Genomic DNA, 24130 nt, shown 5'->3' with positions numbered 1-24130 from the left:
AAACCTGCCTTTCTACTATGCATCGAGGGGCACCCCTTTAAATGGTTTCCCACAGTGCGGGCAAAACTTCGGTACACCAGCGCTTAAGTCGACTACTTCACCGCATTCGGCACATTTCATTTCAACTTTGACAGCAGTTGCGGCAGCGGCTGGTTGCGGTTTGGCTTCCCCACAGTTGCTACAGAATTTGCCTGTGTTTTGAGTGCCACATTTTGGACAAGTCCAGCTATCGGCTGCCGCTTGTTGATTTTGCTGTGCCTGTTGGGCTTGTTGTTGGATTTGTTGGTTGTTGTTTTGAGAAGCTTGGTTTAAGAAACCACCGCCAGCATTCATCCCCATGCCCATACCGACAAAACCAGTAGTGGCGCCGGCTTCATTTTTACCGGCCGCTTCCATTCCTCGAGCAATCGAACCTTGGACATAGCCTTCCCGGACGCTAGGGTCGCCTAGCATCGCTCCTTGGTTTCGCATATTGATCAGTTGCATGGATTCGTCGGTGTAAGAGATACTTGCCACTGCGACAGCGACGATTTCCATTCCCCGCAATTCTTTCCAGTTGACATCTAAGACATTGGACATGTAGGTGGAAAGTTCCATGCTCTTAGAAGGTACATAACTGATTCGTTGACCGTCCGCCGAAAGTTGGTTGATTGAAGATTGCAAAGCAGTCAAAAATTCGTTTAAGTATTGTTCGTTAATATCATTGATGTCCACTTGGGTTTTGTTTTTAGGAATGGCATTGCTATAAAACAAGATAGGATCGGTAATTTTGATTGAATAGGTGCCATGCGCCCGCAAGAAGAGTTCCGCGTTGTAAAAATTGTCGAAATAGTTCAGAGGCGCAGGGGTACCAAATTTGATTCCCTTAATTTCTTGTAAATTAATATAGAAGACTTGTTGCTTTTGCGGTGTTACACCACCAAATTTGAAACGGCTAAAGGTTTCTTTGATGGCATCTTTCAAGGTTCCGTTAAACATGGAAGGGGCGGCGTCATTTTTGACAGTATAGTAGCCTTCTTCTGCGGTATAGTCGATAATTTTCCCACCATCAACTAAAAGCATCATCATATTTGGATACACGTGAACCACTGAACCATCAGTAATCACATCATCGGTGCCTTTGCGATTGGCGCCTCGTTTGTCATCTTGGCGGACTTTGACGCCTTTGGTCATGACGGTTGTATCCCCCATGTCGTCTGGTTCGATAACCTCCAGCCACTGATCCGCTAGGCCGCCACCCACTGTGCTTGTTGCCGCTTTAATAATTCCCATTGATTTTTCCTCCTTTGATAATGGTTACCGTCAGAAATCCTCTGACTGACCGCTACGCTACTTTGCTGATTTTTCTCGCCAAGGCGCAGGAAAAGCTAGCTGTTTGCGAAAAACAAAGCGATTTCGCTAACCTTCTTAATTATAGCATAGCTCGCGTTTTTTCCTCTCTCCGACGCTAGACGGATTTTTAGAAAAAAGACCCCTTGGCAGCAGCCTATTGCATGAAAAACAGCGCTTCCGCTAGTCTTGATTTGTGCTGGTAGGTTAGTTGGTCTTTCTTTCAATCCAATGAAATTTCATTGGATACCTACTAGATGGGTGGTTTTTTAGGCGGGTTTTGCGTATAATAAAAACTAGTGAATTTTGATGGTCCCTTTGGCTTTTTTCGCCAATGGTAGGCCACAAGAAGGGAGCTATCTATGGCATATCAGGCACTTTATCGCGCGTGGCGATCCCAACGTTTTGAAGATGTGGTGGGCCAAGAAGCGATTACTCAAACATTAAAAAATGCCGTTTTGCAAAAGCAAATCTCCCACGCTTACTTATTTACGGGCCCACGGGGTACCGGGAAGACCAGTGCAGCGAAGATTTTTGCCAAAGCGATCAACTGTCCCAACAGCCATGATGGCGAACCTTGTAACGAATGTGAAATGTGTAAAGCCATCACAGCTGGCGCCCAAGAAGACGTCATCGAAATCGATGCCGCCTCCAACAATGGGGTAGACGAAATCCGCTTTATCACAGATCGGGCCAAGTATTCTCCCACCCAGGCGAAATACAAAGTTTATATTATCGATGAAGTGCATATGCTCTCCACGGGGGCTTTCAATGCGTTATTGAAAACTTTGGAAGAGCCGCAGGAGAGTTTGGTCTTTATTTTGGCGACGACTGAGCCACATAAAATTCCGGCGACGATTATTTCCCGGACCCAACGTTTTGATTTCAAGCGCATCGACACGAAAGATATCGCTGAACACTTGGCCTATATCTTACAGCAAATCGATGTGCCTTATGAAGAACAAGCCTTGACCGTGATTGCACAGGCTGCTGAAGGTGGGATGCGGGATGCTTTGAGTATGTTGGATCAGGCGATTTCTTTTGCAGAAGGCACCATCACTATGAAAGATGTGATGGAGGTCACCGGTTCTTTATCCCAAGAAATCATGGATCGTTTCATGGCCGATTGCTACCGCCAAGATGCATCGGCGGCGTTGCAAGCATTAGATGAAATCTTAGCTTCTGGTAAAGAAGCCCGCCGTGTTTTGGAAAATCTCTTGGTGTATTGTCGGGATTTATTGATGTATCAAAAAGCCCCCAATTTATTGCAAGAAAAGGCGGGGTATCTCACCGAGGACTTCAAACACTTGGCTGAAACCGTGCCATCTGAGCTATTATTTGCATGGATTGGCTTATTAAACGAAACTCAAAATGAGATCCGCTTTACCAATAGTCCGACGATTTATTTGGAAGTAGCGACGGTGAAACTGGCTGGTCCGCCACCGGCTACGGCTAGCAGCCCGGCGACTGGGGGACGAGTACCACAAAGCTCGGTGGAACTGGAGCAGTTGCAACAGCTGCAACAACAAGTCAACAAACTGACTGGTGAAATTCAAAAGTTGAAAGAGTCTGGTGTGAGTGTTGCTACCGGACACAGTAGTCCAACTTCAAGTCATCAGAAAAAATCAGCTAATGGCAGCAAGTATCGGATTCCTAAAGACAAGGTCTACAAAGTTTTGGATCAAGCCACCAAAGAAGACCTCGTTCAGGTGAAAGAAGTCTGGGGCGATTTGCTTCAGATGTTCAACGCCTTGCGCAAAGGCTTGTTGGTGAATACCGAAATCAAGGCCGCCGGACCGAAAGGATTGGTTTTGTCTTTTGAATCTGAGATGGTCTGTCAAAAAGCTTCGGAAGATGAAGAATTGGCCCTGATGCTTTCCAATAGCTTGAGCCGACTGATTTCTGGTTACGCGCCAGATACCGTCTTTATTCCCAAGGCAGCGTGGCCCCAGTTGCGCCAAAGTTATGTGAATGAAAAACGGGGCGGCCGTTCGCCCCAACAAGCACCGCAAGCGCCGGCTACTCAAAACGACGGAAATGCCCAAACTGGTGTAGTTGACCAAGGGCAGCCAGCAGATAACCACTTCGGCGAGCTATTCCAGCCAGAAGAGTGGAGCGAAATGGCGCAAGCCACCTCCCAAACGCCGCAAACTGACCCATTAGTGACGAAGGCAGACGAACTGTTTGGCGATTTGACACAAGTGATTGATGACTAATTAATAAAACAGAAAGTGAGTGAAGACAATGATGCGAGGCATGGGAAATATGCAAGGCATGATGAAACAAATGCAAAAAATGCAAAAAGAAATGGTGAAAGAACAAGAGGCTTTAAATGGAAAAGAATTTTTGGGGGAAGCGACGAACGGTTATGTGAAAGCCCGTTTTACTGGCGATCGCAAAATGATTGGCATTGATATTGCTGAAGCGATTATCGATCCAGAAGACCCAGAAATGCTTCAAGATTTAATTACGATGGCAGTCAATGATGCCTTAAGCAAAATCGAAGGGGAAACTGAACGCACCATGGGAAAATACACCAAAGGCTTACCGGGATTTTAAGTCCCCGCGACGTAGCGTAGGACACAAGGAGTGAGACACATGCAATACCCGGAACCAATTGCAAAACTGATTGATAGCTATATGAAATTACCAGGGATTGGGCAGAAAACAGCGACTCGTTTAGCTTTTTATACCATTGATATGAAAGATGAAGTGGTCAATGATTTTGCCAAAGCCTTGTTGAGTGCCAAGCGCGACCTGCATTTTTGTAGTGTCTGTGGCAATATCACCGAAGAAGATCCTTGTGAAATTTGTCGCGATACCACCCGCGATCGCAGTACGATTTTAGTAGTGGAAGAGCCGAAAGATGTGATGGCCATGGAGAAAATGCGGGAATACCACGGCTTGTATCATGTCCTCCACGGAGTGCTGTCGCCGATGGAAGGGACGGGTCCGGAAGACATCAATCTTGCGACGCTCATCAAACGACTTCACGATGACAGCGTGAAAGAAGTCATCATCGCCACCAATGCCACCACGGAAGGGGAAGCGACAGCGATGTATTTGTCCCGTCTGATCAAACCAGCAGGCATCAAAGTGACCCGTCTTGCTCATGGGTTATCCGTGGGGAGCGATATCGAATATGCCGATGAAGTGACACTTTTAAAGGCAGTGGAAGGGCGCAGAGAATTATAGTTTTTGTGCAATTGTTTTTTTTCTAGTACAATAGAAGTAACAGAGATGCAGCGGAGCTTAGGTGGGCAACTGTCGGGCTGCGCGAATGATGGAGGATATGCTTTGTGAATGGATTATTTATTACCATTGAAGGACCAGATGGGGCAGGAAAAACTAGCGTCATCAACGAGTTATACCCACGCTTGCAATTGATTGCAAAAAAAGGCATCGTGAAAACCCGTGAACCAGGTGGTGCTAAAATTGCCGAAAAGATTCGTCAAATTATTTTAGATCCTAAAAATGAGGAGATGGATGAACGTACCGAAGCGTTATTATATGCGGCTTCTCGGCGGCAGCATTTGGTAGAAGTGATTCTCCCCGCATTAGAAGCTGGTAAAATTGTGATCTGTGATCGCTTCGTGGACAGTTCATTGGCTTACCAAGGAGCCGGACGACGCATCGGGATGCCAGAAATCCGCAAAATCAATGACTTTGCTATTGAAGGCATCAAACCTGAATTTACTTTATACTTAGACGTGGATAGTGACACTGGCTTGAAGCGGATCGAAAACCAACGCAAAGGGCCAGCCGATCGCTTGGAAACAGAAAGCTTAGAATTTCATCAACGGGTGCGTCATGCCTATTTGAAATTAGCCGAAGAAGACCCGGTACGGATCCACAAAGTCGATGCGCGGATGCCTTTGACTGACGTGGTAGATGCCAGTTTTACAGCGATTACTGAAGCGTATCCCCAATTCTTTTAAGAAATACTACCCACTAGCTTAGTGGAGAAAGTAAGGCAATCAGCGACCCACAACAATGATTTTTCATCGACTAGGAGGAATTCTTATGAAACTGATTATGGCAATTGTGCAAGACAAAGATAGTAATCGTTTGGCAAATGAATTTATCGATGCCAATATTCGTGCAACCAAATTATCTTCTACCGGTGGCTTTTTGAAAGCCGGTAACTCCACCTTCATCATTGGGATTGACGATGAACGGGTGGAAGAAGCGTTGGATTTGATTAAGAAAACCTGTCAGTCTCGGAAACAATATGTCTCCACCCCGATGTCCCTGGATATTTCTTTGGATGGGCAAGTGCCTTATCCAGTCGAAGTCGAAGTCGGTGGGGCGACGGTCTTCGTGTTACCGGTGGAAGGTTTCCATCATTATTAAGGAGCAAACCATGGAAGAAGAATTTTTGAGCCAGCACCAGCCCTTTGTCTTCTCCCAGATCAAAAAAAGTGTGAAGCATGGGCGTCTGGCTCATGCTTATCTTTTTGAAGGAGACCTGGGAGTCGGCAAGCACCTGTTGAGTCAGTGGTTGGCGAAGCGCCTTTTTTGTACCCAAGTGGTGGACAACGAGCCCTGCGGTATCTGTAACAACTGTCAACGGATCGACGCGGGGGAACATCCAAATGTCTGGGTGATCGCACCTGAGGGCCAGACGATCAAAGTCCAACAAATTCGGCAACTACAACAAGAATTTATCCGCTCTGGCTTTGAATCACGACGACAGTTTTTTGTGATTCGCCAAGCTGACAAGATGAATGCCAGTGCGGCGAATAGCTTGCTGAAGTTTCTGGAAGAACCTCAAGGGGAGTTTGTAGCGGTTTTGGAGACTGATGCGCCTGGGAAGATTTTACCTACCATTCAGTCCCGTTGCCAAATCTTACATTTTGCCCCCCTAAACGGAAAAGAACTAGCCCAACGACTCCGCCAAGATGGCATCTCCTCTACGTCAGCGACCTTACTGGCTGGCCTAACCAATAGTTATCAAAAAGCAGTTGAAATCTCTCAAGAGGAATGGTTTAATGAGGCTAAGGACGCTGTCAGTCAATGGTACCATTTGTTACAAAAGGGTGATTTGGCAGCCTTCATTTATGTGCAGAAAAAAATGCTGGCAATTGCAAAAGAAAAAGAACAACAACAATTGCTGTTGCAAATGCTGGTGCAGGAGTATCGCACCAGCCGGAGTCAGTTATTGGCTCAAGGGTTAGGGCCACAACTATCCGATAATACCCGTAGCCTTCAGCTCATTTTGGAAGCCCAACAAAAGCTGGGAGCCAATGTCTCCTTCCAAAATGTTGCCGAACAGCTAGTATTACGGATCTTAAAGTAAACAACAGTCAAATAAATTGAATCAGCGGTAGAGCTTCACTCTATCGATACTTTGATATAAAAGGAGGAAACAGCTGATGGAAGTCGTTGGCGTGCGTTTCCGGGAATCAGGGCATGTGTATTATTACACTCCTGGCAATGACGAATATCGTTATGATGATGCGGTAATCGTGGAATCCCAACAAGCCAAAATGATGGCGCGAGTCGCTATTGCCAAAGTGGATATTCAGCAATCCGACCTACCCAATGAAGTCTTGCCTATTTTGCATAAAGCAACGGAACAAGAAATTCAAAAAAATCAACAAAATCAACGCGATGCCCAAGCAGCGATGTTAGTCGGTAAACGGAAAATCCGTGCTCATGAGTTGGAAATGAAACTAGTGGGGGTGGAATACACCTTTGATCGCAGCAAGATGATTTTTTATTTCACTGCCGATGGTCGAGTGGATTTTCGGGAGTTGGTCAAAGATTTGGCTGGTGAATTTCGCACACGCATCGAATTGCGACAAATCGGTGTCCGGGATGAAGCCAAACTTTTAGGTGGCTTAGGACCTTGTGGCCGCCCCTTGTGTTGTGGGACCTTTTTGGGAGACTTCATCCCAGTGTCCATCAAAATGGCCAAAGATCAAGGTTTATCCTTGAATCCTACTAAGATTTCGGGGTTGTGTGGTCGTTTGATGTGCTGTCTAAAATATGAAAATGATGAATACGAAATCGCCAAAAAAGAGATGCCTGATTATGGCAAAGAAGTCCAAACGCCAGATGGCAAAGGCCGGGTCGTGGGGTTGAACTTACTCAATCGCATCGTCCGTGTCCGGTTAGTAGGGTGGGAAACACCGGTCGAATACTTAGCGAGTGAGTTGGAATTTACCAAGGGGCGTCCTCATAAACCAAAAGCCAAAGCAGGTGAGCGCTCATGAGTATGGATAAACGGGAACTTTATGATGGGTTGACCAAGTTGGAAAACGACCTCCAACAGTCCTTGGAACAATTATCGGAAATGAAGGAATCCTTGCAACAAATCGTGGAAAAAAACACCACCCTCGAATTGGAAAATCAAAAATTACGGGAATACTTGCAAGAGTTGGATCAGAAAAACAACGAACCAGAACCTGCAGAAGATTTGAAGCAAGATGCGGGGATGTCCAAATCACGAATGAACTTGGAAAAGATTTACGAAGATGGCTTCCATATTTGTCGAGAATCTTATGGGGCACGTCGGGAAAACGACGAGCAATGTGTGTTTTGCTTGGAAGTTTTGTACCGGGAAAGCCAAAATTAGCATTGGACCTGTCACCGTCGCTTGTATTGATCAGGCGGCGGTTTTTTCTTATTAGAATGACTGAGTAAAAGGAGCGGCATATGAAAAAACAACAAAGTTTTAAGGGTGTCAAAGAGGTGGGGACCTTGTATTTGGTGCCGACACCGATTGGAAATTTAGAGGATATGACTTTTCGTAGTGTGAAGACCTTGCAAGAAGTGGCTGTGATTGCTTCAGAAGATACTCGCAATACTCAGAAATTACTAAACCACTTTGAGATACAGACGCCGCAAAAAAGTTTGCATGAGCATAATTTTCAAGAGCGGATCCCCCAGCTGTTAGGGATCCTTAAAGCCGGACAGTCGATTGCGCAAGTTTCCGATGCCGGGATGCCTTCCATCAGCGATCCTGGCCATGAGCTAGTCTGCGCGTGTATTGCAGAAGATATACCGGTGGTGGCTTTACCTGGACCGACTGCTGGTTTGACGGCCTTGATTGCCTCCGGATTAGCCCCACAGCCCAATCTTTTCTACGGATTTTTACCCCGCAAGAAAAATGAGCAATTGAAGGAATTAACTGCCTTACTCCCAGAAACAGCCACCATGATTTTTTATGAATCCCCTCACCGGATTGGCGAAACGATTAAGCATATGGCCACTGTCTTTGGTGGCGAACGTGGGGCGGTAATCTGTCGTGAACTGACCAAACTTCACGAAGAATACTTACGAGGAACCTTGACTGAGTTGGCAGCTTATTTAACAGAGCAGCCGATTAAGGGAGAATGTTGCTTACTCGTCGCCGGCAACCCTAACCCCGCTGAGCTCATGACACCTCCGATTCAGGCAGAAGTTTCGGTTAAAGAACAAGTGGATGCCTTGATCGCCTCTGGCTTAAAGCCAAATGCCGCAATCAAAGAAGTGGCCCAACGACTTTCCCGTAAAAAACAAGACATCTACGGGGAATACCATGGGCTGTAAATAGTGAAACCTAGCCTGGCAACTCAGACTAGGTTTTTTTGTAGACTAAGGTCTTAGAAATTTTAAATTATCTGAAATTCTATAATACCAAGTCTAAAAATGTCTGGCTTCACGAACTAGCTCAGCTACCGCAGACAGTTGGACTAGCGCAGAAACCGCGCAGTCCAGCTAGCAAAACCGACTCATGATCAAGAACATCATGTGTCAGTTTCGACTTATTTCTCGAGAGCTAAACGAGTACATTCAGCCTTTCTTGTAGGTAAAGAACTTGTAAAATTTAGAGCTGTAAGAATGTTGAATTACTAACGTTCTTACAACTTTTCATCTTGTCAAAATTTCGGTAAATTGAGTTATGACACCGAATACCCTTTACTCTATTTTCTTTGTTCATCACCACAATTGGGAGAAATTCCTGGAAAAGAAAAGAATAGACGTAGAATACGATTCGTTGTGCGAAAGGAAGTTTGTAAATTTTAATTCTGTGGAGATATCAGATATGATTACCGACTATTGGTTTGCGAAGCTTGTCATGATGTGAAATTGGTTCCGTTAAAAAAATGTAAAGGAAAGTTTTGTCCGACTTGTACTACGGGCGAGAGCTAGAGCTAGGCTGAAATTACGGCAAATGATCTGTTAGCTGTGACTCATCGTCACGTTGTTTTCACCATTGATGAAGGGTTAAGAGACGTTTTATGATGGAGAAATACCGAGATGAAAGCGAAGATTCATGATTCGGAACCTGTGAAGGGTACCGAATTTAACTGACTTCTATGCCTTCAGGAGCTTGGGGTGTGGGGGATGTCTGTAAGGATTGCACCCATAAACTCCGGGGCGGATATAAATAAATAGACAAAAAAATGAGTGATTATCCGTTTATTTTTGGCGAGCTTTGGAGGATCACTATTGTAGAAAATTTGAAAGATATCACCTTTTTTTCGGATTACATAGTAAAAGGTCAAACGGTCTTAATATTTGACTCAGTAAACAACCTTCGCGCTTCTGAAGGAACTAACTGAGTCTGAAAAATCGTGATGGGTGAATAGAATAATATGAGATAAGAAAGTAGCTTCCAAACGACTGAGCCGAATATGATAAATCAATTTTGTGTTGGGAAGTGATTCTTAAACGAATAATTGATCAGAAAGATTTCGGAGCTATTTACGGTCAGTGATCCGAAAGAAAACGGTAGCCGTATAATGTATTGATGCAGGGCGTAGAATACTTAACGGTATTTGCGTATTACTTTGAAAGTCTGTCCGATTTTAGTCGATGAGGAAAAAATTTTAAAACTTACCGAACACTTAAATACCTACGTGTAGCTTATCTTGAAGATCGCGCTTGATGGTACATTTAAAAATTAATCTATTTGAGAGGGTTCTGTGTATTGATAGAGATAAAGATATCTTCAAGGTTTTTCACATCTTCTTCGTAACCGAGATTTCTAAAAAGAGAAATTATCGGAGTGGGATCAAATAGTATTTCTTTATTCAGACTTAGAAACAATTCATTGAAAATCTTCCAATAAAGTCGCCACTTAATGTAATCACTACTTGTAGTTTGCGTATATAGTTCGTCCAGCAGAGTCGGAACCATTTCAAGAGACCCATTCTCAAAAAGAATAATTAAGTAATTAACTATAAATTTAAGTTCCGCACGTTTGTGTTTCGGTAACGAACTTGTTTTGTTGAACCGTGATAATACATCTTTCAAGTCAAAGGTTAAATTTTTTTCACTAAAAATATATAAGCAGTTTCCATATAGAGCAAGTTCGAAATAATCCCAGGTTTCGAGAGTTTCTAAATAATTGTAGACAATCGATATTTCTTTATCTGAAACAATGATATCACTGTGATTAGGAAGCTTCTGACACACTAGTTTCATTTCAATAGCGAGAAGAAGGTAGAATAAATCTTTAGTTTTTTCAAATTCATCTGTCATTTGATCTAAAAATATTTGAGTACTATCAGGATTTGAGACTGCCAAAATAAATTGATGTCTGTACTTGTCCTTTTTGGTCATTGAGAAGCTATTTAACTCATGTATGTACTCGTCCATCTGAATATTCATTTTATCAAGTAGAAGTAACATCGTTTCGAAATCAACTTTAGCATTCTGATTTTCAACACGCTGTAAGAAATTGACTGAACAAATGTTTTTTGAAAGTTCTTTTCTACTAATTTTTCTATTTTTTCTTTTTAATTTAATTAGATCGCCATTTTCCATTGATTATCCTCCTGAAATCGTTTTATTTTTCACTTTTTTTATATCATAAATTATGCATGTAGTAAACTTTATTTAAGCGAGGAAGGGGGAGAGACTTATGATTATTGATTGGTTCGGATGGGAAGTAATTGAACCTCGCATTTGATAACTGTTGAAGCATATATTAAAAAGAGTACTTTTAAAAAGGCCTATTCTGAAAAAATGTTCTTGTTGACTTGTATTTTGGTAATTGAGCCAATTTCATAATTCAATTTTTGATAAGCGATATAATACTGGCGTTATGCAATTTTATCAGATGAAGACATATGCTACTCTGATAAAAAAAAGTCAGAATCAAAGTTTACACAAGATATAAGGATTTATTAGTTAATAATGAAAGCGCTATCTTATTTGGAGTGCTGGTATTTTTTCGAATTACAGTATGAATACATACGATTAACTTGATACTTAACTATATCATTATTAAACCGTCTATCGATATAGAGGAGGGAGGACAGATAACGATAGGTTTAGTGAAATTGATAAATTGGTTTCATCGAAACAGTATTTCAGAATGTAGATGGAGGTAAGGAGCAGAATGAAAAAGAAATTTCTAATAATGGCATTACTTTTAACAAGTGTTTTAGGAGGTCAAGTAGCATATGCCTCAAAATATGTACCGAGTCATTATGAATATGATAAAAACATATTTACTGGTGCTGAAACGAAGTATCGGTATATTCCTGGGGATTACTACTTCTTATACACTAATCGAAGCCAAGTCGGTGATGGCTGGAATTACATTAGATATCGAATTACGTATGTGTACGGTAAGTAGAAGACTATGTTCGACAAGTTATTACAATGAATCTTGGACAACATATTCAATGACGCTCAAAAGTAGTGATTGGAGAATACCAGATGATAAAGTTAAAAAATATTACTTTAAAACGAGATGAACAATTTATTTTTGAAAACCTTGATATAACAATCAATGATGGAGTTAATTGTCTAGTGGCACCCAACGGTACCGGGAAAACGACGCTGTTCAGAGTGATTTATGGTTTAATTTCTTCGAAGTCAGGGTATATTGAACAGCATTTTGAAACCCATGAAAAAGTTGCGTCTTTCAAAATGAGTAGTTTTTACTATGAATCAACTGAATGGCTAAATGGTGACTTATCTGGACTTGACTATTTACGAATGGTTACTCGAGCTTGGAAAACAGAAAGAGACCGGATAGAGGATTGTATAACGTTTTGGAATTTGGAAAGCTTTGTGAGAAAACCAATAAAAAAATATTCATTAGGTATGAGACAAAAAATTATTTTGGCTATGTACTATGTGAGTGATGCTAAATATTGGTTTTTAGATGAACCAATGATTGGTTTAGATAACGAAAGTCAATACCTTTTTATTGAGTTTTTGAAGTGTGCAAAGCGTGATGGTAGAGCGGTTTTGTATAGTACTCATAATTTAGAATTTCTCGAAGAAGTAAATGACCAGGTTATTATCTTAGGTGATCCTGGAAATTAGGAGTTCAAATATTCATGAGGTTTACTGGAGGTAACTATGTCATATTTTGGATTTTTAGCAAAGCAATTTTACAAGAAAAGAAGTAATTTATTGATTATCGGAATCTTTCTGACGCTCATTTTCTTCTATGGACTCTCCCTGCTGAATACTAATCCGAAAGGAGAATTCGTTAGTCAGATTGACTCACAACTTGAAGAGCTAGATAAGCAGAGGAAAGAAGGAAATCTAGAAAGTGATACCGAACATTCGGAGTATACGACTTTTTTGAACCAGCAATATGATCAGCTACTTAACATAAAGAAAGATTATTCTCGTGGTGACCATAAGAAGGCGTACACAGAATATCTTACAATCTTAAAGGATATGAAAAAGCAGATAGGAAATGAAGAAAGTCGTCCGACTTGGTGGGCCGAATCAGTTGAAAAACAGATTCTGTATCTGGAAGCACTATCTGAGCAGAATATTCCGTATGAAACACCTGGGGGACTATCCTCCGCATTCGGATTTCCTTTAAAAGTTGTAAATAATCTTTTTCCAATTCTTATGACTTTTGTAGTGGTTTTGCTTGTGACTACTATCTTTGTTTCTCCATATATTGGGACTCTTAATAAGGACTCAGTTTTACCCTATCCGATTATCTTGGAAACTCTTCAAAAACTACTCCTGTCTTGTGGTGTTGCTGTAGTTGTGATTGGTTTAACTATCTGCATTTCTTGGATAACCGGTAGTTTTGTTGGAGGAAGCAGCTCACTTGAGTTACCTATTTTCAAATATGTGGATCAAAAACTGTCTGTTTCTCCGATTAAATCGATCTTACCACAAGCAGTGCTGCTATACAGTGTTGCATTATTTTCAGTGGTAACAATCACCTGTCTAGTGGCAACAATATTGAAGAATAGTTTGAGTACTGTATTCACAGCGCTAATTATCAATATTATTCAAATGTTTGCTATACCTCAGTTACCTCAACTTACAAAAATTGCTCATTTGCTCCCAGGTGTATATCTTGAATCTGGAAACACAGTGACAGGTATTCTAAGTGAAAATTATCATAATTCAAAGATTACGCTCCAAAATGGGATTATCGTAAATTTGCTGATCACCACTATTACCTTTTTTATTATCTATTTGGTTATGCGTTTGGAACAGCAACATAAAAAAGTCAAATATAACACAGTCGTAGGAAAATAATTTGCGAAATTCGCAAGCTATTTTTTGTATGGCATCATGATTCAGTTTTTAAATCTATTCAAGAAATGTTGTTTGTATGTTTGAAGGGAAGTTTGAGAAAAGAGAGGGGAAAAAAGTATGATTAAAAAACTAATTGTTTGTCTTTTTGCTGTGGTAGGATTGGGATTAGTCTATGGTACCGGGAATGTTCTCGCCTGTGAAGGTAAAACTCATGATCATGGAGTGGTTACTTCAGAAGTTGGGAATGTTCTATTAGAAAGCTCAATTCAACAGATTGTCCAAGAGAATGATTCTATAGATGACGAAGGAGAGCTGATAATTTCTCCAAGAGCAGTTTGTGTTAAATGTTCCGGATTTGCTGCGATTAAGTGTAAAGGAAATATGGAAAGGTATGATACTTCGACGCATAATACTCTCTTTAGTGGAAAGTGTACCGTTACGTATTATCGTTCAGAACGGCAAATTGTATGTACCAATTGTTTTTATGTGCAGGCACAAAGTGGGAAACATGATTGTCATGAGACCCACAGTAAGTGTTCCAAAGGAAATTACAATGTTTGTCCACTGTAGTACCTAAAGAGCTTGAAATCCAAAGGTAATAAAAGAGGTAGGACTGGTATTAATAGTTGTGATTAATAAAAATGAGAGAGCAGGCGGGGGATATCTCGACCTGTTCTTTTCTGTACAATGAGGTAGACTTCTAATTAAATAATCATAATACTAGCAATCATTGCAGAGAGTTGGGAAGGAATTATAATGTTAAAGTAAACACTGAACATGGATGCTAAAAACAATCCCAGTATATGTGAAATAATTGAAGGTAAAAAAACTATAAGTACTATAAGTACTTTTACCGTCAATCCGTTGAGCAATTTTGCATAATATAGTTTCATAAAATTTTCTTCAATTGCTAAATTTGCTGTTGAAGATTCAATATCAATTTGAACAATACATGGTATCCAATTAGCTAAGAATTTATTGATATTATTTTTTATATCTCCAAAAGATGTACCATTTATTGTATTTTTTATTAGTGGTCGTATTTCACATAATGACATATTCTTATTAAAATAGTTATTCAGTATCATGCCTATACAAGCAGCTCCACAGTCGTCTCTGGAGGTTTGTAAAATCACTTTAAATTTCACAGAAATCACCCTATATTAGTTGTGTTTTAGGATCAAAAAGTTTGTTTAGCATTCCTTTGTACCCGGCTGTACCTAACGATTGACGAATATCCTTAGCAGTATCTCAATCCCTAACATCCAGTATATGTAACCTATAGCATCGTCGAGCATATAGCTGTTCTTAACTAACTTATCTTTATCTGTACTAATGTTATCCTTAGCATTCACTAGTATTTGAAGAAGCTTTTGGTGAGTCAGAGTTATTTTGGTAACCTCATTGTGTATTGTCAGATACGTAATTTGGATACTAGAGATATTCTCTTCTTTTTGTTTGTAGCCAACCACGGTCTAGTTTTAAAGGGCTTTGTTAAGAATTGCTACCAGCGACGGCCGGGATTGAACAAGAACGAATGTTTGGTTTATAATAGCTATGAAAACAATTGCCGAGGAGAAAGCCCATGAGTGAATTACAGTTTCCTTTGAAAAATGATACCTCTCGTAAAATCATTCATATTGATATGGATGCTTTTTTTGCTTCGGTGGAAGAGCGGGACAATCCCGAGTTGGCGACTCATCCTTTAGTTATTGCCCGCCATCCTAGTGACACTGGCGGACGTGGCGTGGTGACTACAGCAAACTACCGCGCGCGGCAGTTTGGTATTCATTCAGCCATGAGTGCCCAAAAAGCGTATGAACTTTGTCCTGAGGCGATTTTTATACCTGGTAATCATGAAAAATACCGCCAAATCAGCCAGCAAGTACGTCAGGTTTTTCGTCGGTATACCGATATTATCGAGCCGGTATCTATCGATGAAGCCTATCTGGATGTGACCCATAATAAGAATAATATCCAATCAGCGGTGAAAATTGCTCGTCTGATTCAACAAGAAGTCTGGGAAGAAGTGCATCTGACTTGTTCGGCAGGTGTCAGTTACAATAAGTTTCTGGCCAAGTTGTCCTCTGATTATCGGAAACCCCGGGGCTTGACGTTGGTTGCGCCAGATGAAGCGGTGGCTTTTTTGCAAGCTTTACCGATTGATAAGTTTCACGGGATTGGCAAAAAGACCTTGCCACGGATGCACGAGTTAGGGATTTTCACTGGTGGGGACCTGTATCAAAAAAGTGAGATGGAGTTGATTCGTGAATTTGGCAAGATGGGCTATTCACTATATCGGAAAGTACGGGGGATTCATGACTCACCGGTTAATGTCACGCGGGATCGCAAGTCCGTCGGTAAAGAGCATACCTATGGCAGCCCCTTGTCAGGAGAAGATCAGGTACTAGGACAGCTGCGTAAAATCGCTGAAGAGGTAGCGGTGGCTTTGAAAAAAGTCGGCAAGCATGGGCAAACGGTGGTCTTAAAAGTCCGCTATGCCGATTATACGACAGTCACCAAGCGCCACACCTTAAATCGCTATGTCGCAACCAAAGAAGCAATTTTTTCAGAAGCTAGCTTGATTTGGGAAGAAATCTTAGGCGTCGAACAGGGGATTCGTTTGTTGGGAATTACTTTGACCAATCTGGATCCAGTAACTTATGAAAATATCACCTTGCCTTTGTGGGAGTCAGATAAAAATAGTGATCTTCATGAGAAATGATTTTTTGACGAGATCAAACTTGGTGTGCCCGCTTTTCAAATAAATACCCCCCTGACTCACCGCAGATGCTGGAAAGTCAGGGGGGTATTTTAGGGTTTAAATCAGTTTTTGCTTATGAATTTGTTCGAAGCTTTCTTCCGCATCTTTACAGTGCTCCCAAATGATTGCCCGGCCAGCAGCCAAGGACTTTGGTACATCGATGATCCGTTGGTTACTGCTACCACGAAATTGGAGGTTTAAGTTGCGTTTGCTAAGCTCAAAGCGACCGTCCACAAGGATATCGATTTGTTGAAGGAGGGCCAGTTTATCAGGAGTTTCCAAAAGAAGTTCCTCGAAAGTATACCCCGTCCAACTCCAAATGTCCTTGCTATTGCCAAATTCTTTCCGCACTCGCTGGACGACTTGCAAGCAGACGGCAGTATTGAGAAAAGGTTCGCCTCCCAGTAAGGTCAACCCTTGGACGTAATCATGAGCCAAGTCAGCAATGATGGTTTCCTCTAGCTCAGGGGTGAAAGGCGTACCGTAGTGAAAGTTTTGGACGGCTTTGTTAAAACACCCCTCGCAGGCAAAGAGGCAACCAGAAACGTAGAGACTGTTTCGCACCCCTTCGCCATCAACAAAATTGAAGGGTTTATAATCGGCAATCTGGTGTTGGCTATATTTTTCTGATAGCCATTCTTGCGGTTTAGGATTACGCATAGCAAAACTTCTTTCTAATAAGGAAATGGGGTAAAAGAGGGGACTGTGACCGTAAGTTGCCAAGACACTTTTGGGCACAATCCCGTTTAAAGAGTTATCTGAATAGTTGGTGCTGCTTATTTCATATGTTTAACCCGTGAGGAAATTTCTTTGTGGCGACCGTGAACCATTGGACGTGCTTGTGGGTTTCCGAGATAGCCACAAGTTCGTTTCACCACGTCACAAGTTTTTGGATCATGGTTGTGACATTGGGGACATTCGAAGCCTTTTTCAGTAGGGGTGAAGTCGCCTTCAAAGCCACATTCGTAGCAGTGGTCAATCGGAGTATTGGTTCCGAGATAGCCAACTTTGTCGTAGGAGTAATCCCACACTGCTTCCAACGCTTTTGGATTTTGTTGCAACATCGGGTATTCACAGTAATGAATGAAACCACCAGAGCAGTATTTTGGATAGTCTTTTTCGAAGTCCAGTTTTTCAAAAGGTGTCGGATTTTTGCGGACATCATAGTGGAAACTGTTGGTGTAGTAGTCTTTATCAGTGATGTTTGGCACTTCACCGAATTTTTCAGTGTCCAAGCGGCAGAAACGATCCGTCAAACTTTCAGATGGGGTACTGTAGACGCTAAAGTGATAGCCGTATTCATTGCCCCACGCATCGGCATGGGCTTTGAGTTCTTTGACGATGGCTAAGGTGAAGTCTTTAGCGGTTTGGTCGTGTTCCCAAGCGCCACCGTAAAAGGCAGAAGCGACTTCGTACAAACCGATATAGCCAAGAGAAACAGTTGCCCGTTTATTTTTGAAGAGTTCGTTGACATTGTCATTGCGGTTGAGGCGTTTACCAAAAGCACCATACATATACAAAATAGGGGCATTGGCAGGGGTAGCTTCTTTACAGCGTTCTACCCGGTAGACGAGGGCATCTTTGACAATTTCCAAACGTTCTTCCAAGATTTGCCAGAATTTATCTAAATCGCCACCAGCTTCCATCGCAATCCGCGGCAAGTTTAAGGTGACCACCCCTAAATTCATCCGGCCGACATTGACTTCTTGGCCGTTTTCATCTTGCCATCCTTGCAAGAATGACCGGCACCCCATCGGTACTTTGAAGCTTCCGGTGAGTTCCATGATTTTGTCGTAGTTCAAAATATCTGGATACATCCGCTTAGTGGCACATTCTAAGGCCAACTCTTTAATGTCATAGTTGGGATCTTCTGGTGCAAAATTGACTCCTTTTTTGATGGAGAAGATCAATTTCGGAAAAATAGCCGTCCGGCGTTCGCTACCCAAGCCATTGATGCGGATTTGTAAGATGGCCCGTTGGATTTCCCGTTCAAACCAGTTTGTTCCTAGACCAAAGCCCAAGGAAGTAAAAGGCGTTTGACCGTTGGAAGTAAATAGCGTATTGATTTCATACTCCAAACTTTGCATGGCGTCAAAAATATCTTTGCGAGTTTTTTCTTTAGCAAAGGCTTCTCGTTTTTCTGGGGATTCAATCCAGCGTTCCGCATCCGCCAAATGTTTCTTGTAATTTAGTTTGGCAAAAGGCGCTAGGAGTTCATCGGTACGGTCTGCAGAACAGCCACCATATTGGCTAGAAGCCACATTGGCGATGATTTGTGAGATTTGTGCTGTTGCGGTTTGAATGGATTTTGGTGATTCGACTTCAGCGTTGCCAATTTTGAAGCCATCGTTTAGCATGCCTTTGAAGTCAATCAAACAACAGTTGGTCATTGGCGTGTAGGGATGATAATCAAGATCGTGGTAATGAATATCGCCTTTTTGATGGGCGTTGGCCACATGTGGGGGAAGCATCTTTAAGCCAATCGACTTGCCGACAATCCCAGCGGTTAAATCCCGTTGTGTATTGAAAACATCGGAATCTTTATTGGCATTTTCATTGACCACCGTGCGATCTTTGTTGATCAATTTGCCGATGGTGAAGTTGATATCAGTGGCTTTGCTACGAGCAAAGTCCCGTTGCGTACGATAATTGATATAGGCTTGGGCCAATTCATACTCGTTTTTTTCTAAAAGAATATGTTCCACCACGTTTTGAATTTCGTAGATTTTGACATTTTCAGTGAAACGTTCGGCGATTTCCGAATCCACTCGTTCGACGATTTCCAAAATCCGTTCATGATCCAAAGGGGAAAGGGGTTGCTCTTCCATGACTTCTTTTTTGGCTTTGACTAAGGCATCGTAAATTTTTTGGTCGTCAAAATCCACATGGCGCCCGTCGCGTTTGATGATTTTAATCTGGGTGAGGCGGGGGTGAACCAACGTCTCTGTTTCATTTCTTTTTAATTCCATCATAGTGAGTCACTCCTTATTTCGTTCAGCTTAAAGGAAGTCGGATACCCGTCTTCACTAAAAAAGCCTCTGACCAAACTCGTGAAAAAAGACACCATTCACAAAAAAATGGCGATGGCGGTCCTGATTGTCTGCTGGTCATTTGTCATATTCTATCATATCTGAAAAATCAGAAACAGGCAACTATATATAGTGTTATTTCTGGATAAAAACGAATTAACAACACTAGATGTTGTGTTTGTGAAGTTGAAAATTTGAATGAAAACAGACTGGGGTAAGCTTTGCGCTTGTCCTATCATCTCAAAAAAAACACTGGGATGCAAAACATTTTCCTATAAAAATTTGTAGCTTTTCGAACAAGGCTTGTTCTGACGGTAATGCAGAAAAATTCTTTAAAAAAAGACTGCTCATAGAAGTTTAAGAAGATGGGAATTGTTGTTTTTGGCGATTCTTGATAGTATGAAGAAAACCAAGGAAGTCAGAGTTGAAAGAGGTAGTCTATGAAAAAAATTATCGATGTCAAACATTTAAGCAAGACTTACGGCAATCGTTTTAATGAAACAAAAGTGTTGGACAATCTCTCCTTTAGTGTGGCAGAAGGTGAATTTGTCGGCATCATGGGTCCAAGTGGGGCAGGCAAGACGACCTTGATGAATATTTTGGCTTCAATTGCCTTACCGACCTTTGGTACTGTCGAAGTGGCGGGCAAAGACGTCACCAATATGCGGGAAAGCCAGCTGAGTGATTTTCGCCGGCAAGATTTGGGCTTTATTTTCCAAGAATTTAATCTCTTGGATACCTTGACAGCCAAAGACAATATCATCTTACCCATGGCGATTGATCAGCTACCGGTGAAAGAGATTGAAACCCGCCTGCATCAGGCAGCAGACTTGTTGGGCATCAGTCTTTTGTTGGATCGTTATCCGGCTGAACTTTCCGTGGGACAACGACAACGGGTCGCGGCTGCCCGCGCCATCGTCGTCCGTCCGAAAGTCATCTTTGCTGACGAACCCACCGGCGCTTTGGATTCAAAATCAGCTACTGAACTCTTGCATTACTTGACCAAAGTCAATCAAGAAGATGATGTTACGATTTTGATGGTGACCCACGATCCCTATACTGCCAGCTATTGCAATCGGATCTTATTTATTAAAGATGGTGTCTTTTTTTCAGAAATCGTCAAGCGGGGTAGTCGCCAAGAATTTTTTGATAAGGTGATCGATATGCAAGCCACGATTGGCGGAGGAGGCCGACGTCATGCTCACTAAACTGTTTTGGCGGAGTTTTTTGAAACAGTATAAAGATTATACAGTTTACTTCATCTGTATGACTTTTGCGGTGATGATCTACTATTCCTTTGCCGCCATGACAAGAGACCAACCTCTGGTACAGCGGGCGCAGCCAGAGATTCAGATCTCCAGCGTCTTAAGTCTCGGAAATTTGGCGATGCTGCTGATTCTGATCTTCTTTATGTTGAGTGCCAATCGCTTTTTTGTGGTCAAGCGCTACCGCGAGATGAGCTTATACCAGCTCTTTGGCCTGCGAAAGCGCCGGATTATGAGTCAGTTTGTTTTGGAAAACTTCGCGATGAATGTGGCCGCCTTTGTCACCGGCATCTTGATGGGTATCATTTTTTCGAAATTGTTTGCCATGATTTTGGTAAAAGCCATGGATCTGGATTTGACGAGTCATTTTTACCTTTCCTTATCTTCGGTTTATGGGACTTTGCTGGCTTTTTTGTTGATCTATGGAGGGATTGCTTGTCAAAATGCCTGGCTGATACGACGGAATCAATTGCAGGATCTTTTCGGGCAGCGGTCGCAAAAAATTCTGCGAAAAATGCGGGGCTCTCGCTGGACGGGACTTTTAGGCGTATTGGGCTTAGCTTGCTTACTAGTCGGGTATTGGCTGTCCTTTTTTATCCGGGAGTATATCATCGCTTATATTTCCGCCACTAACCGTTATGGCATCATCTTATGGCTCCCATTTTTGGTATTGACCTTATGTGTGGTGGGGACGTACTTGTTCTTTCGCTTTACCTTACCGACTTTTTTTCGCTTCTTGCGACGGTTTCGTAAGCACGCCTATCAACATTTGCGGTTTTATGCTTACGGGAATAGTCCGTTTCAAATATTGAGTCACTGGCGTTCTTTGGCTTGGGCGACTTTAGCGACTGCTGCGGCTTTGACTGTGATAGCTGGTGCGCTGTCTTTTGTGACCATTCGTTCGCAAGTCTTGCGCAATAGCAATCCCAGCGACTTTCAAGTGCGGGGAGAAGATACGGAAAAACTGGCCAGCCAATTGGCACAACTCGGGGGCAAAGTGACCCACACCACTACCTTGCATTATAAAGTGACCATGGCTCATACCACCCGCTTGTTTTTGCGCACGGATAAAAGCCAACAAGTCCAGCTCTATGATTTATTGACTGAAGAAGAATACCGCGCCTTCGCCAAACAGCACCCGGACTTGCCGGCGGTTCAATTGAAGAATGACCATGAGGCGGTGATGTTCGAGTATGGCTACACTACATTTCGCAACACAACCACGGTGGACCATCGCTTTACTTTACCGAAATTGCCAACTCTTGAAGTGAAACAGTTTTATCCGGATTTACTGGGGGACACCGAGATGCGTTATGGCATGGGAGTCTTAGTCGTTACTCAGAAAACTTATGATCAGGCGACGGGTGTCGTGTATCCCATCGCTATGGTGGAAGCCAAACTCCCCGCAGAAAAAGGGTGGTCGCTGACTTTAAATGACACGTTGCCTACCAGTTGGGGGGATGAAATCTATTACCAGTATTCCTATGCCAACCAGAAATTAAGTGGGCAACTGAGTACCGATCAAAACCAGCTCAAGGGAACCAGTCAATCCGGTCAGCAAAGTTATAATCGGCTAAATCTGATCAATCGGTACCAAGAACTACGCCAACTGCGACGAGAATCGGGGATTTTTGTCTATGTCGCTGTTTTTATCGGAATGACCATCTCGGTGACGACCGCTGGCATTATGATGCTCCGCCTGTTTTCACAATTGGCTAATGAGACCCGGAATTTTCAACTCTTACGCAAATTAGGAATTTCCCGCAAAGCGATTCGAGGGATTATTCATCGGCAGCTGGCTTGGGTTTTTGCGCCACCGATTTTGTTGATTGTCTGTCATTCGAGCTTTGCGATCCATGTGTGGGCCCAGTTTATTCACAGTGAAAGCTACTGGCTGGCTTACCTCTTTTGTGTAGTCATGGCCTTGATGTATGTCCTTGCTTATGGAATCACTTCCCATTTTTTCATCCGGGCTGCGGAAAGCGATTAAAAAGTTTTCTCATCGGACATTTTTTATCCCCCTTTTTTTCCAAAAAAGTTACCCGGCATGCTATAATACGCCTTAGTGAAATGAAGCTCAGTGAACAAGTCGAGTGAACCAAAGCCGAGACCGCAGCAAGCGCCTCAGCTTTTGAGCAACAGGCTTCTGTTCTACTGGGACTTACTTAATTGATAAAGGAGCAAAGGCAATGCTTGAAAACAAAGAGGAGCAATTGTTAATTGACCTCACATCTGCACGAGGAGTTCCCGGAAATGAAGAAGAAGTGCGGGAAATCTTCAAATCCTATGCCCAACCGTTTGCCGAAGATATCTTCTTCGACGGATTAGGTAGCGTCATCGCCAAACACGTAGGTGAAGGTGGCGGACCGAAAATTTTTATTTCCGGTCACATGGATGAAGTCGGCTTTATGGTGACCAAAATTACCGAAAAAGGCTTTATCGAATTCCAAACCCTTGGTGGCTGGTGGGGCCAAGTGATGTTAGCGCAACAAGTGGAGATTAAAACACAAGCGGGGGAATTGATTCACGGAGTAATTGGTTCAAAACCGCCTCATGTCTTGACCCCTGAAGTCCGTAATAAACCTTACGACATTAAAGAGATGTTCATCGATATCGGCGCAAGTTCTTTAGAAGAAGCCAAAGCGTGGGGCATTCGTCCAGGGGATATGGTGACGCCTTATATCCAATACAAACGTTTAAATGGCGGCAAATTTTTGCTGGCCAAAGCGTGGGACAATCGAATCGGGACGGCGGTCTCCTTACGGGTATTGGAAACCTTAGCCAAAGAAGGCCATCCTAACTGCCTTTTTGCCGGTAGTGACGTGATGGAAGAAGTGGGCTTGCGAGGGGCGCGTACCAGCACCCACATGGTAAATCCCGATATCGCCTTTGCCTTGGATACTGGGACGGCTGGGGATACACCAGGAATGAGTCCAAAAGAAGCGGATTCGGAACTTGGAAAAGGCCCTCAAATCTTGATTTTTGACGCTTCGATGGTTCCTCATAAAAAACTGTTGAACTTTGTGATTGGTGTGGCAGAAGAGCTGAACATTCCTTTCCAATACACCGTGATTACCGGTGGCGGTACCGATGCCGGACAAATGCATTTGACTCGCGACGGCGTGCCTTCTTTAGCGATTACGGTGCCGGTTCGTTATTTGCATTCCCATACTTCAGTGATCCATGAAGACGATTATTTGAATACAGTAAAATTGGTAACAGAAGTGGTTCGTCGTCTGGACGATGAAACAGTGGAAGCTATCCGTTCTTACTAAATA

General features: G+C 42.6%; 22 protein-coding genes and 1 pseudogene. 18 read left to right on the top strand and 5 right to left on the bottom strand.

What is annotated here, in order from left to right:
* Window positions 1-15: 15 nt before the first annotated feature.
* Window positions 16-1272 (bottom strand): SPFH domain-containing protein, encoded by a 1257-nt coding sequence (locus ACO03U_RS06485; RefSeq protein ID WP_204686845.1) that lies wholly within the window; start codon window positions 1270-1272, stop codon window positions 16-18.
* Window positions 1273-1691: 419 nt separating this feature from the next.
* On the opposite strand from ACO03U_RS06485, the gene dnaX reads away from it, so the two are divergent.
* From dnaX to ACO03U_RS06435, 10 genes and pseudogenes are all read left to right on the top strand, one after another.
* Window positions 1692-3545 (top strand): DNA polymerase III subunit gamma/tau, encoded by a 1854-nt coding sequence (gene dnaX, locus ACO03U_RS06480; RefSeq protein ID WP_204686846.1) that lies wholly within the window; start codon window positions 1692-1694, stop codon window positions 3543-3545.
* Window positions 3546-3573: 28 nt separating this feature from the next.
* The gene (locus ACO03U_RS06475; protein ID WP_161870089.1) at window positions 3574-3888 is read left to right on the top strand and encodes a YbaB/EbfC family nucleoid-associated protein; all 315 of its coding nucleotides are present in this window, start codon (window positions 3574-3576) and stop codon (window positions 3886-3888) included.
* 39 nt (window positions 3889-3927) lie between these two features.
* On the top strand, window positions 3928-4524 hold the full coding sequence (recR, locus tag ACO03U_RS06470) for a recombination mediator RecR (RefSeq protein ID WP_161870088.1): 597 nt from the start codon (window positions 3928-3930) through the stop codon (window positions 4522-4524).
* Window positions 4525-4628: 104 nt separating this feature from the next.
* Window positions 4629-5267, top strand: coding sequence for a dTMP kinase (gene tmk / locus ACO03U_RS06465; protein WP_161870087.1), 639 nt, complete (start codon window positions 4629-4631; stop codon window positions 5265-5267).
* Window positions 5268-5352: 85 nt separating this feature from the next.
* Entirely contained in the window at window positions 5353-5682 is a 330-nt protein-coding gene (locus ACO03U_RS06460; protein WP_161870086.1) for a cyclic-di-AMP receptor, read from the top strand.
* A 10-nt stretch (window positions 5683-5692) separates the two neighbouring features.
* Complete coding sequence (gene holB, locus ACO03U_RS06455; protein WP_204686847.1) at window positions 5693-6628, top strand: DNA polymerase III subunit delta'; 936 nt, start codon at window positions 5693-5695, stop codon at window positions 6626-6628.
* Between the two features lie 73 nt (window positions 6629-6701).
* Complete coding sequence (locus ACO03U_RS06450; RefSeq protein WP_204686869.1) at window positions 6702-7547, top strand: PSP1 domain-containing protein; 846 nt, start codon at window positions 6702-6704, stop codon at window positions 7545-7547.
* 2 nt (window positions 7548-7549) lie between these two features.
* Window positions 7550-7909: a DNA replication initiation control protein YabA gene (locus ACO03U_RS06445; RefSeq protein ID WP_204686870.1), complete on the top strand. Its 360-nt coding sequence runs from the start codon at window positions 7550-7552 to the stop codon at window positions 7907-7909.
* A gap of 80 nt (window positions 7910-7989) precedes the next feature.
* Entirely contained in the window at window positions 7990-8865 is an 876-nt protein-coding gene (gene rsmI, locus ACO03U_RS06440) for a 16S rRNA (cytidine(1402)-2'-O)-methyltransferase (RefSeq protein WP_161870083.1), read from the top strand.
* A 352-nt stretch (window positions 8866-9217) separates the two neighbouring features.
* Window positions 9218-9575: pseudogene (locus ACO03U_RS06435) on the top strand (transposase zinc-binding domain-containing protein); the annotation flags it as partial.
* A gap of 652 nt (window positions 9576-10227) precedes the next feature.
* Here the strand turns inward: ACO03U_RS06435 and ACO03U_RS06430 are convergent.
* Window positions 10228-11088: an Rgg family transcriptional regulator gene (locus ACO03U_RS06430; protein WP_204686848.1), complete on the bottom strand. Its 861-nt coding sequence runs from the start codon at window positions 11086-11088 to the stop codon at window positions 10228-10230.
* 577 nt (window positions 11089-11665) lie between these two features.
* Here ACO03U_RS06430 and ACO03U_RS06425 point away from each other — a divergent pair.
* The 4 genes from ACO03U_RS06425 to ACO03U_RS06410 all read left to right on the top strand — a co-directional run bounded on the left by ACO03U_RS06425 (window position 11666) and on the right by ACO03U_RS06410 (window position 14364).
* The gene (locus ACO03U_RS06425; RefSeq protein ID WP_204686849.1) at window positions 11666-11905 is read left to right on the top strand and encodes a hypothetical protein; all 240 of its coding nucleotides are present in this window, start codon (window positions 11666-11668) and stop codon (window positions 11903-11905) included.
* 83 nt (window positions 11906-11988) lie between these two features.
* Window positions 11989-12603 (top strand): ATP-binding cassette domain-containing protein, encoded by a 615-nt coding sequence (locus ACO03U_RS06420; protein WP_204686850.1) that lies wholly within the window; start codon window positions 11989-11991, stop codon window positions 12601-12603.
* 36 nt (window positions 12604-12639) lie between these two features.
* Window positions 12640-13794, top strand: a complete 1155-nt coding sequence (locus ACO03U_RS06415) for a hypothetical protein (protein WP_204686851.1) — start codon at window positions 12640-12642, stop codon at window positions 13792-13794.
* A 117-nt stretch (window positions 13795-13911) separates the two neighbouring features.
* Entirely contained in the window at window positions 13912-14364 is a 453-nt protein-coding gene (locus tag ACO03U_RS06410) for a hypothetical protein (RefSeq protein WP_204686852.1), read from the top strand.
* Window positions 14365-14498: 134 nt separating this feature from the next.
* Here ACO03U_RS06410 and ACO03U_RS06405 read toward each other — a convergent pair whose 3' ends face one another.
* The gene (locus ACO03U_RS06405; RefSeq protein ID WP_204686853.1) at window positions 14499-14942 is read right to left on the bottom strand and encodes a cysteine peptidase family C39 domain-containing protein; all 444 of its coding nucleotides are present in this window, start codon (window positions 14940-14942) and stop codon (window positions 14499-14501) included.
* A 437-nt stretch (window positions 14943-15379) separates the two neighbouring features.
* On the opposite strand from ACO03U_RS06405, the gene dinB reads away from it, so the two are divergent.
* Window positions 15380-16519, top strand: coding sequence for a DNA polymerase IV (dinB, locus tag ACO03U_RS06400; protein ID WP_204686854.1), 1140 nt, complete (start codon window positions 15380-15382; stop codon window positions 16517-16519).
* Between the two features lie 96 nt (window positions 16520-16615).
* Here the strand turns inward: dinB and nrdG are convergent, their stop codons facing one another.
* Window positions 16616-17218 carry an anaerobic ribonucleoside-triphosphate reductase activating protein gene (gene nrdG, locus ACO03U_RS06395; protein ID WP_161870081.1) on the bottom strand — a complete coding sequence of 201 codons (603 nt, stop codon included), beginning with the start codon at window positions 17216-17218 and terminating at the stop codon, window positions 16616-16618.
* A gap of 116 nt (window positions 17219-17334) precedes the next feature.
* Window positions 17335-19530 carry an anaerobic ribonucleoside-triphosphate reductase gene (gene nrdD, locus ACO03U_RS06390; protein WP_204686855.1) on the bottom strand — a complete coding sequence of 732 codons (2196 nt, stop codon included), beginning with the start codon at window positions 19528-19530 and terminating at the stop codon, window positions 17335-17337.
* 497 nt (window positions 19531-20027) lie between these two features.
* On the opposite strand from nrdD, the gene ACO03U_RS06385 reads away from it, so the two are divergent.
* From ACO03U_RS06385 to ACO03U_RS06375, 3 genes are all read left to right on the top strand, one after another.
* Window positions 20028-20795, top strand: a complete 768-nt coding sequence (locus tag ACO03U_RS06385) for an ABC transporter ATP-binding protein (RefSeq protein WP_161870079.1) — start codon at window positions 20028-20030, stop codon at window positions 20793-20795.
* On the top strand, window positions 20785-22842 hold the full coding sequence (locus tag ACO03U_RS06380) for an ABC transporter permease (RefSeq protein ID WP_204686856.1): 2058 nt from the start codon (window positions 20785-20787) through the stop codon (window positions 22840-22842). The genes ACO03U_RS06385 and ACO03U_RS06380 overlap by 11 nt, the downstream gene beginning before the upstream one ends.
* Window positions 22843-23041: 199 nt before the next feature.
* A complete protein-coding gene (locus ACO03U_RS06375; RefSeq protein WP_161870077.1) occupies window positions 23042-24127 on the top strand; it encodes a M42 family metallopeptidase in 1086 nt (361 codons plus the stop codon).
* The last annotated feature ends 3 nt before the right edge of the window (window positions 24128-24130 follow it).

It is taken from the genome of Enterococcus diestrammenae, from assembly GCF_049384045.1.
GTDB classification, from domain to species: domain Bacteria; phylum Bacillota; class Bacilli; order Lactobacillales; family Enterococcaceae; genus Enterococcus_C; species Enterococcus_C diestrammenae.
The sequence above is the reverse complement of the archived record's forward strand: the minus strand, read 5'-3'. Positions and strand labels throughout refer to the sequence as shown.